The sequence below is a fragment of the Novosphingobium malaysiense genome (assembly GCF_000802225.1).
GTDB classification, from domain to species: Bacteria; Pseudomonadota; Alphaproteobacteria; order Sphingomonadales; family Sphingomonadaceae; genus Novosphingobium; species Novosphingobium malaysiense.
Genome location: NZ_JTDI01000003.1, coordinates 1 through 12,692, shown reverse-complemented (window position 1 = coordinate 12,692; position 12,692 = coordinate 1). Strand labels below are relative to the sequence as shown.

General features: G+C 62.2%; 7 protein-coding genes, 1 tRNA gene and 1 pseudogene. 6 read left to right on the top strand and 3 right to left on the bottom strand.

Annotation, left to right across the window (positions count from 1 at the left end; genetic code table 11):
• Positions 1–147 precede the first annotated feature (147 nt).
• From LK12_RS08000 to LK12_RS07980, 5 genes are all read left to right on the top strand, one after another.
• The gene (locus LK12_RS08000) at positions 148–441 is read left to right on the top strand and encodes a DUF2934 domain-containing protein (protein ID WP_039284939.1); all 294 of its coding nucleotides are present in this window, start codon (positions 148–150) and stop codon (positions 439–441) included.
• Between the two features lie 15 nt (positions 442–456).
• Positions 457–2,565, top strand: a complete 2,109-nt coding sequence (glgX, locus tag LK12_RS07995) for a glycogen debranching protein GlgX (protein ID WP_039281860.1) — start codon at positions 457–459, stop codon at positions 2,563–2,565.
• Positions 2,562–4,280 (top strand): malto-oligosyltrehalose trehalohydrolase, encoded by a 1,719-nt coding sequence (gene treZ / locus LK12_RS07990; protein WP_052223277.1) that lies wholly within the window; start codon positions 2,562–2,564, stop codon positions 4,278–4,280. Before glgX ends, treZ begins: the two co-directional genes overlap by 4 nt.
• The gene (treY, locus tag LK12_RS07985) at positions 4,277–6,745 is read left to right on the top strand and encodes a malto-oligosyltrehalose synthase (protein WP_052223276.1); all 2,469 of its coding nucleotides are present in this window, start codon (positions 4,277–4,279) and stop codon (positions 6,743–6,745) included. The genes treZ and treY overlap by 4 nt, the downstream gene beginning before the upstream one ends.
• A gap of 875 nt (positions 6,746–7,620) precedes the next feature.
• Positions 7,621–7,830, top strand: coding sequence for a hypothetical protein (locus LK12_RS07980; RefSeq protein WP_039281856.1), 210 nt, complete (start codon positions 7,621–7,623; stop codon positions 7,828–7,830).
• Between the two features lie 741 nt (positions 7,831–8,571).
• Here the strand turns inward: LK12_RS07980 and LK12_RS07975 are convergent.
• Positions 8,572–9,465 (bottom strand): LysR family transcriptional regulator, encoded by an 894-nt coding sequence (locus LK12_RS07975; protein WP_197063496.1) that lies wholly within the window; start codon positions 9,463–9,465, stop codon positions 8,572–8,574.
• 214 nt (positions 9,466–9,679) lie between these two features.
• On the opposite strand from LK12_RS07975, the gene LK12_RS07970 reads away from it, so the two are divergent.
• On the top strand, positions 9,680–11,929 hold the full coding sequence (locus LK12_RS07970) for an arylsulfatase (RefSeq protein WP_269430665.1): 2,250 nt from the start codon (positions 9,680–9,682) through the stop codon (positions 11,927–11,929).
• 42 nt (positions 11,930–11,971) lie between these two features.
• On the opposite strand, the pseudogene LK12_RS25140 reads toward LK12_RS07970, so the two are convergent.
• Positions 11,972–12,136 (bottom strand): annotated as a pseudogene (locus LK12_RS25140) (transposase); the annotation flags it as partial.
• A 298-nt stretch (positions 12,137–12,434) separates the two neighbouring features.
• A tRNA-Met gene (locus tag LK12_RS07960) sits at positions 12,435–12,511 on the bottom strand.
• Positions 12,512–12,692 lie beyond the last annotated feature (181 nt).

The following is a 12,692-nucleotide window of genomic DNA, read 5'->3' as shown; positions in this document are numbered from 1 at the left end:
ATGCATGAATCGGGTCTGTGAGAATTGTCTCGCCGGTGTTGCAACCCGACGCGATTTTGACCGTTGTCGAAAATAGCAGATACAAAGATAATGCCGTGCCTACCCCCATGCGGACGTCGCGCCGACATGGAAGCCAAGGGGACGACTATGACCGACAAGGATCAACGCATTCGTGAACGCGCGCACGCGCTGTGGGAGCAGGAAGGACGTCCCCACGGCCGCCACGACGCGCACTGGGATCAGGCAAGGCAGGAAATAGAAGGCAACGAAGCCAAGCCCGCAGCTAAGAGGCCTGCGGCGCCGAAAGCCAAGAAGTCCGCTACCAAGGCTCCCGCCTCCCCACCCGCGACAAAGAAACCTGCCGCCGGGAAAAAGACTGCGACAGCGGCCCCCAAAGCCGCAAAGACAACCAAGCCACGCACCAAGAAGCCGGAAGGCTAAGCTGCCATCCAACCGATGACCAACACATTGCCCGACCGGCTCGAAAGTGGTTCACCCTACCCGCTCGGAGCAACTTTCGACGGTCTCGGTGTCAACTTCGCGGTCTTTTCGGCCCACGCCGAAAAGATCGAACTTTGCCTGTTCGATCCGCGCGGCAAGCGGGAATACCAGCGTCTCACGCTGCCCGAGTGCACCGACGAAGTGTGGCACGGCTACCTGCCTTATGCGCGCCCCGGGCTGGTCTACGGCTACCGCGCCTATGGCCCCTACCGCCCGCGCGAGGGGCACCGTTTCAATCCCAACAAGCTTCTGCTGGATCCCTATGCGCGCCGACTGCTCGGCAACCTGCGCTGGACGGATGCCTTGCACGGATACCCGGTGCGGGGGCGCAAGGCCGACCTTGGATTCGACCGGCGCGACAGTGCGCCGGCCATGCCCAAGGCCGTGGTCACGCACGACTGCTTCGACTGGTCGCACGACGTGCGCCCCAACACCCCCTGGTCGGAAACGATCATCTACGAAGCCCATGCCAAGGGCCTGACCAAGCTGCTCGAACATGCTCCCCCGCAAGAGCGCGGCACCTTCGCGGCACTGGCGCATCCCAAGGTCATCGAACACCTCCAGCAGCTCGGCGTGACGGCGCTCGAACTGATGCCGATCCACGCCTTCGTGCAGGACCGGTTCCTGCAGGAAAAAGGCCTCAGCAACTACTGGGGCTACAACACGCTAAGCTTCTTCACGCCCGAGCCGAGCTACTTTTCCGGCGATACCCAGGACGAGTTGCGCGTCGCCGTCCGGCGGCTACATGCCGCCGGGATCGAGGTTATCCTCGATGTCGTCTACAACCACAGCTGCGAAGGCAGCGAACTGGGCCAGACGTTGTGCTGGCGCGGCCTCGACAATGCCACTTACTACCGGTTGCTGCCGGACGACCCGCGGCACTGCCTCAACGACACCGGCACCGGCAACACCTTCGACCTCAGCCACGCGCGCGTGATCCAGATGGTCGCGGATTCGCTGCGGTACTGGGCGACGTCCTTCGGCATCGACGGTTTCCGCTTCGATCTCGGCCTGACGCTGGGGCGCACGCAACACGGCTTCGATCCCAACGCCGGCTTTTTCGACGTCATACGCCAGGACCCCATCCTCGGCCGTCTGAAGCTGATCACGGAACCCTGGGACGTCGGCATGGGCGGCTACCAGCTTGGAAATTTCCCGCCCGGTTTCGCCGAATGGAACGACAAGTACCGCGACACCGTGCGCAGCTACTGGCGCGGCGACGAAGGCCGCAGGGGTGAACTGGCCGCGCGCATGTCCGGCTCCGGGGACGTCTTCGACCGGTGGGCCCGACGCCCCTGGGCCAGTATCAATTTCATTACCAGCCACGATGGCTACACGCTGGCAGATCTCGTCCAGTACGAACAGCGACACAACGAGGCCAACGGCGAAGACAACCGGGATGGTCACGATCACAACATCTCGCGAAACTGGGGCGAGGAAGGCCCGACCGACGACCCGGAGATCCGCGAGACGCGTGCACGCGTGCGCCGCTCCATGCTTCTCACGCTGTTCGCTTCGCTGGGTACGCCGATGCTGGTCGCCGGCGATGAGTTCGGGCGCACGCAACACGGCAATAACAATGCCTATTGCCAGGACAACGAGATCAGCTGGATCGACTGGTCCCTGCTCGAAACGGAAGAAGGCGAAGCGCTCAACAGGTTCGTCGCCCGGCTGATAGACTTGCGCAGGAGGCACGTGTCCCTTCGCTCTCCGGTGTTCCTCTATGGCCAGGACTCCCCGGGCCACGGCGTCAACGACATCGAATGGTGGGACGAGCGCGGCGAGCAGCTTTCTGAGGAAGACTGGGACAATCCGCATGGCCGCGCCCTGTCGATGCGGCGCGCCATCGCCCTGCCCGACGGTCGGATCGAAGCCGTCAACCTGCTGGTCAACGGTGGTGACGCGCCGCTCCTGTTCCACTTGCCCGGGCATCCGAGCGAGCGGATCCTGCTGGTCGACAGCGCCCGGCCCGAGCGCGGCGAAATGCCGCTCGGCACGCAGTACGAACTTGCGCCGCACAGTGCCGTTTTGATCCGTTCCTGCATGGAAGCGCCGGAGACATGAGCTGCTGGGGCCCGCTTTGCATCGGCCCCGGGCACTGGCGTTTTCGGCTCTGGGCACCCGGCGCCGAAGCCTTGACGCTGGAAATCGCGGATCGCACGCCGCTGACGATGACGCCGGAGAAAGACGGCTGGTGGCACGCCGAGACACAGGCTCTCCCGGGAACTCGCTACCGCTTTCGCCTGGCGGATGGCCTGGCCATACCGGACCCGGCGTCGCGCGGGCAGAACGGCGGCGTCCATGGCTGGAGCGTACTGGCGGACGCCGACGACCATGCCTGGCAGACCGCCGATTGGCGGGGCAGGCATTGGCACGAGGCGGTCATCATGGAAGTCCACGCCGGCCTCATGGGAGGCTTTGGCGGCATCGAAGGCGAACTGCCAAGGCTGCGTGATCTCGGCATAACCGCGATAGAACTGATGCCGCTTGGCGCCTTCAGCGGCCAACGCAACTGGGGCTACGACGGCGTGCTCCCTTTCGCGCCGGCCGAAAGCTACGGCACGCCTGCCGACCTCAAACGGCTGATCGACCGGGCCCACGAACTGGACATCATGGTTCTCGTGGACGTGGTCTACAATCATTTCGGCCCGGACGGGAACTACCTGGGGCTCTACGCCCCCGACTTTTTCCATGCCGACCTGGACACGCCATGGGGCGGTGCGGTCGCGGTTGACCGGCCGCAGGTCGCGGCATTCTTCCTTGAGAACGCGCTCATGTGGCTAGAGGATTTTCGCGCCGACGGGCTGCGCCTCGATGCCGTGCATGCCATTGGCAATACTGACTTTCTCGACAAGCTCGCATACGATATCCGCGAACGGATCGGGCCGGACCGCCACGTTCATCTGGTACTCGAAAACGAGTCCAACGACGCCGATCGGCTGGCCGCGGGCCTTTACGATGCGCAGTGGAACGACGACTTTCACAACGTCATGCATGTCCTGCTGACCGGCGAGGACGAAGCCTACTACGCCGATTTCGCCGATCGCCCGGCCGAGCGCCTGGCCCGGTGCCTCGCGGAAGGCTTCATCTACCAGGGTGAGCCCTCGCCCACCCACAAGGGCCGGATACGTGGCAAACCGAGTGGACACCTGCGACCTACCGCGTTCGTCTCGTTTCTCCAGAACCACGACCAGATCGGCAACCGCGCCACCGGCGAGCGGCTCACCCTGCTGGCGCCGGCGGACCCGCTGCGCGCGGCGACCGCCCTCCTGCTACTCGCCCCGCAGATCCCCCTCCTGTTCATGGGCGACGAGATCGGATCCCGATCCCCGTTCCTTTTCTTTACCGATTTTCACGATGCGCTTGCCGACGCCGTGCGGGAGGGCCGGCGCCGCGAATTCGCCAGGTTCGCGGCCTTTCGCGACGAGGCTGCCCGCGCGCGCATCCCCGACCCAAATGCGCCGGAAACATTCGAGGCCTCGCGTCCGGAAGCTCCGTCCGATGCAGCGGAATGGACGGCGCTCTATCGTTCGTTGATCGCCTTGCGGACCAGAGACATTGTCCCGCGGCTTGCCGGCTCCAAGCCGGAAGGCGCAGACGTGCTGGGCGACGCCGCCGTCAGCGCACGGTGGCGCATGAGCGATGGCACCCGGCTTACGCTTGCCCTCAACCTCGGCGCCGATGGAGTCGACTTTCCGGAAAGCAAGGCCGACGCCATATTCACGCTCGGTCGAGCCGGGGCAGGCGGCTCGTTTGCAGCCTGGCTGGAGGAGACATGACCCCTCGCGCGACCTATCGCCTGCAATTCCACAAGGACTTCACGTTTACCGACGCGCTCGGCATCGTCGCCTACCTCGACGAGCTCGGCGTGAGCCATGTCTACTCGTCGCCGATCACGACCGCACGGCGCGGTTCGTTGCACGGCTACGACGTCACGGATCCGACACGGGTCAATCCCGAACTCGGCGGTGAGCCAGGATTGCGGCAACTCGCAGCCGCATTGCGCGAACGCGAGATGGGGCTGATCATCGACATTGTGCCCAATCACATGGGCGTAGCCGGCGGCGAAAATCACTGGTGGCAGGATGTCCTGAGAAACGGGCAAGCCAGCTCGTACGCGCGCTATTTCGACATAGACTGGCGCGATCCGCTGTTGCTGCCGGTGCTGGGCGGTACGCTGGCAGCGGCCATTACGGACGGGCATCTGCGCCTTGTCGAGGCCGATGGCACGCGTCATCTTCAACTCTACGGCGAAACACTCTACCCCCTGCGTCCGGACGACCCTGTGCACGGCATCGCCGACGCCTTGGCGCTTCACGATCCTGCAACCGAAATCGGCCGCGAAGCCCTCGCCGTACTAGCGGGACGGCAGCATTACCGGCTGGCCTACTGGCGGACCGCGAACGACCGGATCAACTGGCGTCGGTTCTTCTCGATCAACGAACTCGCCGGACTGCGCGCCGAGGATCCGGCGGTGTTCGAAGCCACCCACGCGCTTCCCTTCCGGCTGTTCGGCGAAGGTATCATCGACGGCGTGCGCGTGGATCACATCGACGGGCTGACCGATCCGGCCGGCTACTGCCGCAAACTATCCGAAGGCCTGATGTCCGCCGCAGAGGGACGGCGCCCCTATATCGTCGTCGAGAAGATTCTTGCACCGGGTGAACAGGTTCCGGCGGACTGGCCGATCGAAGGTACCAGCGGCTACGATTTCATGCGCGAGGCGACGGCCCTGCTCCACGATTCCTCCGGATTGGTCCGTCTGCGGGCGCTGTGGACCGAAATAAGCGGCCGCCCCCCCGATTTCGCCGCCGAGGAACTTTCCGCACGCCAGCAACTGCTGGCCTGGCAGTTCGAAAGCCAGCTGGAGGCCTGCGTCGAGGCCTTCACCGAGCTGACAACGACAATCGAGGACCTTGCCTGGATTCCGCGGCCAATGCTGCGCCGCGCGATCGAGCGATTGCTATGGGTGTTCCCGGTATACCGCACCTACGGCACCGGCACCGACGCGCCGCCGGAAGATGCTTCTGTCCGCGAAGCCGCCCGCAAAGGCGCCCAAGCCCTGGCAGGCCCCGGCGAGGCTTCCATCGTCGCGCAGGTCCTCGAATGGCTTGCTGGCACCGGTCCTGGCGATCCCGAAATCGCCGCGCAGGCAGTGAGAAAGTTTCAGCAACTCAGCGCCCCGATTGCTGCAAAAGCGGTCGAAGACACGGCTTTCTACCGCCATGGCGTGCTGCTGTCCTGCAACGAAGTCGGCTCGGATCCCGCGCATGGCGCGCTGAGCATCAATGAATTCCACGCCGCGATGGCCAGTCGCGCCGCCAAACAGCCGCACGCCATGCTCTCGCTGGCCACCCACGACCACAAACGCGGACCAGATGCGAGGGCCCGGCTTGCGGTCCTTTCAGGCACCCCCGATATCTGGGCATCCCATGCAAGGGACTGGTTGACGTACGCCGGGGACAGCGAGACCGGCGTCGATCCGTCGGACCTCTACATGCTGCTGCAAACCCTGGTTGGCGCTTGGGACGACAACGCCCGCTCGGCCCCTTCCGCCTTCCTCTCACGCATCCATGCCTGGCAGGAAAAGGCGCTGCGCGAAGCAAAGGTGCGCTCGTCCTGGGCGGCGCCCGACCTTGAATACGAAGCACGCTGCAAGACGTTGGCCGCGGACCTGCTGACAGATGAACGGCATGCCGATTTTCGCCAATCCTTCGCAGCTTTCATGCGCAAGCTTGCCCCCGCCGCCGAGGCCAATTCCCTCGCGCAAACGGCCCTGCAGTTTCTCGCTCCCGGCGTGCCCGACATCTATCAGGGCAGCGAACTGGAGGACTTCAGCCTCGTCGACCCGGATAACCGACGCCCCGTCGACTACGATTGCCGTCGCAATCTGCTCGCCAACGTCTCCGGACCGGCGGACCTATCTGCCAAACCATACCTGATCCGCAACATGCTCGCGTTGCGTCGACGTCATCCATCGCTCTTCGCTCGCGGGGACTATCGCCCTCTGTCTGTCGAAGGCCCGCGGGCCGAGCACATCCTTGCCTTCGTCCGAAGCGAAGGCGAGATGCGCCTTGAGTGCGCGATAGCCGTGCGCCTCGCCGAAGCCCTTGTCGACGGGACGGCGAAATGCCCGAAGGCCGAATGGTGGGACGATACGCGGATCGTGACCGGAGACGGCGGCATGCTCGCCGCTGCCGAAGCGTTTGCCAACGGCGTGGTTTACACCAACCTGGTGCCATGACGCGCCGAATCAGGCGGCGACTGGCTCCACCGATAGGCGCGACCGCTGCCACTCTCTCACGGTCTCCCAGACAATAAGCGGGAGCGGTGTTGGCACGGCAACCGCGTCTTTCGCAACGATGGCGGAGGTGGGATCGCGTCAGTCTGTGTCCACAATAGAATTGCAGCCTCTTTGGCGTAATTTGCACCGCCGCGCGTTTTGCTCTGTGCACGCGCGCCCGGGATACATCAGATAGTCGGCCCCTGACGCAGTTCACATGGCCATGCATCAGGCGACCGGCGGCACGTCGAACCGACAAGTCACGACCTTACGCGGTAATGCCGGAGCCAGCCATCGATGAACCCCGGCCGAGGCATACGGGCAAATAGACGCATCAGAATGGCGGCATGAACAAAAACCGGATGAGCTAAACTTAGCCGCAAACCTGTCCAAATAGGCGGGACCACCTCAGTCGTACATTTGGCTACGGTGTGATCGGTAGGCTTCTAGAACCCGTCAAAATGGCCAGGACCAGCCTAATTTTCGGGAGCAGATCCGACCGAAGCGTTGCTTTCCACGGAGTACCATAAAACGGAAAAGAGGCTGCTTTTGGCCGAGGGCCTTGCAGATGGCCGAACGAGAGGAAGCCTGCCCCCGGCGATGGGATGACCGCGCAGATGGCAAGCGGCGTCAAGACAGTGTCGCAAGGTTCGCCGCCTTGCTGTTCTCGCCGACTAGCGGAGCACCGGTCCGCCGGCCTATCCACCTCCAAACTGCGCTCACAAATGAGCATAAACTCATATGATCGCTCAGTAAAAACACTTCACCGGAATGATCTGGCATAAGCGCCCGTTCCTAGGCCAGACGTCGTTGCCCCAGGGGACTAGGATTGATCGATGGCCGGCCCGCTTTTGACATACCGCTTGAAGTTCGAAGACGATGGACTGGGAGTCGACAAGATCGTGGAATTTATGGCGCCCGATCCCGCCAAGGCGCTAATGATAGCGGGTCTTGAAGCTGCTAACAGATATGCGGAGTTATGGCAGGGCAACAAGCGTATTTGCCGGCTCCGGCGAACCGAAGAACAAGTCTGGCTCATAAAATAGCGGACGATGATCCGGCCTGGTGCGACGAGATCGGGGACTGCTGCAATAGCGAGTTGGAAGTGATCACCCACCCGACATCGCCCGATGGGATTATGTGCATTTTTGCGCGGTGTGCGTGGGCCGTTCCCGCTGTGTTTCGGGGTTATCGGGCAGCTGAGGGGTGCGGTCTTGCGCGAGGTAAGTTTGCGGTTGGTTTTCGTGTATTGGTTGCGGGGGCCGAATTCCAGCGGTGCAGAACTCGCTTCCGTTTGACTGACCACAGCATTGTTCGGACGGTACCGCGCCCAACGGGTAACCACGTGTGATTGTATGACATGCGCAGATTGCCGGAGCCAGAGCGGGTTCGTCCACGTCGGCGTGTTCGGAATGGCCGGTCTTGGCGTGAGCCGTCGTGCCCGCGTCCAAACCGGAACGGCTCGAGCTGGGTCGAAAACGGCAGTTCCGCCATCGACCAATCCCGGTCGCTCGTGATGAGTTTTCATCCTTCTGCAAACGGACATATTTTCCGGTGTGTGCTCATATCGCCCAAGCTAGGAAAGTCGGTCCAACCGGGCTTTCAGGAATAGAACACGAAGTTGCGACAAGTCGATGTAAAGCGGTGCAACGAGCCTTAAGGCAGACTAGCCAAGCTTGATCAACAATTCAGCGCTGCGACCAATTTATATCCTCTGGCAGTTTCTACTGCAATTATGTCGTATCTTCGGCGCTAGCACCTTTCATGTTGCGCATATCGTAGTGCAATCATTGCCAAGGCGGGTTTTGAATGGCGCGCTGGAACAAGGCTCGAACCGCCATCGCGCTTGAGGAGCAGGTACGGCCCGCCTTGGCATACAACAGTACCCGATGGAATCCGGTTGCCGTCGGCTTCTTGCCTGACAATTCCCGCAGCGTGCCCGCCTGAAGATGCTCTCTCAAGGCCAGTGGGGTGACGAGCAAGAGGGCATCCGTTGACTGCACGAGCGATAGTAGCGTCGTGAAATCCTCGATCACGTGGGTCGGGTGGCTGTTCTTCTGCAACAGCTCGGAAATAAGGGCGTTATCGACTCCTGCCTTATTTGCCATCAACAATGGGTAGGCACGGTCAATTTCGGCGACACTCGTGACCGGATGACCTGCCCGCACGACGATGTTCACCGGAAAGGTGCCTAGCGGTTCTATGCGCGCAGACATGGGCTCTGGAATCTGCCCTTCGCCTGCGATGAAGAATTCGATCTCACCGACTTCCAGCATGGGCCACAACTCGTCGGGGCCGCGGACGAGGACATTGCATTCCAGGCGGGGCGTGTCGCGGAAGACTTCAGACAACACACCGGCGAGCAGTACACGTGCCGGAACGGGAGCAATGCCGAAGTTCAGCCGGCCGCCCTTGCCTTTGGCCATGGCCTCCATCTCGCTGGTAAAATCCTCCGCCGAGGCGAGCAATTGCTGCGCCGCGTGAAAAGAGGCCTTTCCTTGCGGAGTGAGCGTTACGGAAGCACGGGTCCGGTCGAACAGCCGCAGGCCAGTCTGTTTCTCAAGCGACTGGATGCTGCGCGTCAGCGCAGATTGCGACAGACCAACATCTTCGGCCGCACGTGAATAGTTCAGGCGCCGGGCAACGGCGACAAAATGGCGGAGAGTTCGAAATTCAATCATATGCGTCCAATACATTACTGAAGCGCATATTATGCATTGGACGCAAATTGGTGCACGAGGCAAGATAAATCCTAAAGGGCTCAAGCCGTCATGGCAGCGGCAAGCGGGAGCGGGAGATACCATGAACACGAGGATCAGGCAGGTCGTCAGACATGCCCTGCTGGCCGGCACCGGACTTTTGACATTCGGGGCTCAGGCGACGGCTCAGCCGTCAGTGGAACCGGCGCCATCCGGGTTCCCCACGAAACCCACGGCGCCCAATGGCGCACCAAACGTCCTCCTCATCATGACCGACGACGTCGGCTTTGCGGCAAGCAGCACCTTCGGCGGGGCCATTCCAACGCCTAATCTAGACCGGCTGGCGGCAAACGGTCTCGTCTACAACAACTTCAATACCACGGCGATTTGCTCATCCTCGCGCGCGGCGCTGCTAACAGGTCGCAATCACCATGCGGTGGGGTTCGGGACGGTATCTGATCTCGCCCGCCCGGAACCGGGATACAATTCGGTCATTCCCAAGAGCGCCGGCACCATCGCGCACGTCCTGTCCGCTGCCGGCTATGACACCGCGATGTTTGGGAAGAACCACAATGTCCCGACCTGGCAGAGCGGGCCGATGGGGCCGTTCGATCAATGGGGTAATGGACTTGGCTTCAGCTACTTCTACGGATTCAATGGGGGCTGGACCGATCAGTTCGCACCGCAGCTGATCGAGAATACCCGCAGCGTCGAGCCGCCCACGCGCGGCGACGGGACCGAGTCCGGCTATGTGTTTGATCGCGATCTGGCCAATCATACAATCGATTGGCTTTTGACACAGCACTCGCAAAACCCCGAAAAACCCTTCCTGATCTATTACGCGCCCGGTACCGCGCATGCACCGCTGCAGGCGCCGGCTGAATGGATCGCGCGCTTCAAGGGCAAGTTCGATTCCGGATGGGACGCCTACCGAGAGGCTGCACTTGCCCGGCAGAAGAAGCTCGGCCTTGTGCCACCCGATACCAGACTCGCCCCCATGCCCGAAGGCACGCGGCCGTGGAACAGTCTGTCGCCCGATGAGCGCAAGGTCGCATCACACTACATGGAAGTCTACGCTGCGATGCTGACCTACTGCGATGCGCAGATCGGGCGCGTCCTTGATACGCTGAAGCGCACCGGTGAACTGAATAATACCATGATCGTGTTCATTCAGGGCGACAACGGGGCCTCGGGCGAAGGCGGGGCGATCGGTGGCGTCAACTACGCCACGCGTATAAGCGCGGCGATGCAGGGCGGGGACGAAATGACCCATGCCCTGGCCAAACTGGATGACATCGGCGGGCCGGACAGTCTTCCCATAGGACCGGTGGGCTGGGCATCGGCGCTGAACACGCCGTTCCCCTATTACAAATTGGTGGCCTCACGTCTGGGAGGGGTCCGCAATGGCATGGTGGTGTCCTGGCCGGCGGGTATCGTGCAACGCGGCGTGCGCAGCCAGTTCGTCGATGTGAACGACGTGATGCCGACCGTGCTCGAAGCGGCAGGCGTGCCCGCGCCCAAGAGCCTGAAGGGGATTGCGCAGCAACCTTTCGATGGCGTCAGCTTCGCATATAGCTTCGACTCCCCCATGGCGCCTGCGCGGCATAAGACGCAATACTTCGAGGTCTTCGGCCATGCGGGGATCTACCACGATGGCTGGATGCTGTCCGAAGCGGTGAAGGTGGAGCCGCGGCTTGATGCGGCGATGCCTGACCCGGCAGTTCAATGGCAGCTCTACGACTTGCGGCGCGACTGGTCCCAGACCACCGACGTCGCCGCTGCCCACCCCGACAAGGTGGCCGAACTCAAGGCCCTCTGGGAAAGGGAAGCGACGCGCAACAATGTGCTGCCGCTGCAATACAGCAACTTTTCGTCGATGCTGCCGGGCACACGGCCAGAGCCGCTTTCGGAGCCTGGCATCCATGTGCTCTATCCCACGGACGAGCGCTACCCATCTGGCGCGTTCCCGGCGATCAACAATCGCAGCTGGACGATCGAGGCCGACGTGGAGGTGCCGGCTGGCGGCGGTGAGGGCATGCTGGTGACGCAAGGCGGCCGTTTTTCAGGTTGGGGGCTGGCGGTTCTGGGCGGCAAACCGGCCTTCTTCTACCGCAACAGCGATCGCGCGCAGGCGCTTGTGCGCGTTGCGGCGCCAGAGCCGCTCACTGCCGGACGGCACAAGATTGCAATCGCCTTCATGGTTGACGGTCCTGGCTTCGGCAAGGGAGGGACGCTCAGCCTATCCGTCGATGGCATGCCGGTTGCCAGGGGCAGACTGGAACACACAGTCCCGTTCGAGTTCAGCCCGGAAGAAGCCACTATCGGCCATGACGCTGGGACGCCGCTGGTCGATGACTATCGTCTGCCATTCGCCTTTGACGGCACGATCGACAAGGTTTCGTTCGATCTAGGTGCGGTACAGCCGATGGTAACGAGGCCGCATTGAGGGCAGAGAGACAATGACTAAGAAGACAGCGGGAGCCTGCTTGCTGGCATCACCAGAAACCACCTTCGCCAATTGCCGCTTCCAGGCATACAGCGAATGCTGACTGAGGCCGAACCGCTCAGAAATCTCCGCTACCGGATACCCACGTTCGGTGATCTGAGCCTCCGCATCCCGCTTGAACTCATCGCTGAAATTGGGCTTCCCCATCGTCGTCTCCTGTCCTCAAAATTAGGATAGAAGGCGTCCAGAAATCTAGGGGCTGCTCAGTCTCAACTTGCGCCCCTGAAAGGGGACGTTCCGGATCGTCGAAGAGCCGGCCGTTTACGGACTCTAGCGTAAGCTCAGGCCGCAGAATTGATGGATAATCTCATCGAGAGCGTCATGATCTACCCTGAAGCAGCCAATGGTCCGGAAGCAGAAGTCGTAGCAAACGCGGCAGATTTGGCGGCGTGGGCCTTAAACGACAACGCCGCCCTGGTGGGCGGCGTGTCGAGTTCTATGGCGGTGGTTGCGGGGGTAGGATTTGAACCTACGACCTTCAGGTTATGAGCCTGACGAGCTACCGGGCTGCTCCACCCCGCGTCACCATTGAGGGCTGACATGGCAGCCCGGCAGCAGATTGTTTGTTGTTCATTCCGACGTTGTCGGCCTGAACGGCGGGCTGCTCCACCCCGCGTCACCTATGTGTTTTTGCGCCGTGTTGAGACGCAAAAAGGGGCCTTTTGGGGCCCCTTTTGGGCTTTCGCCCTTGATCATTGAGAAT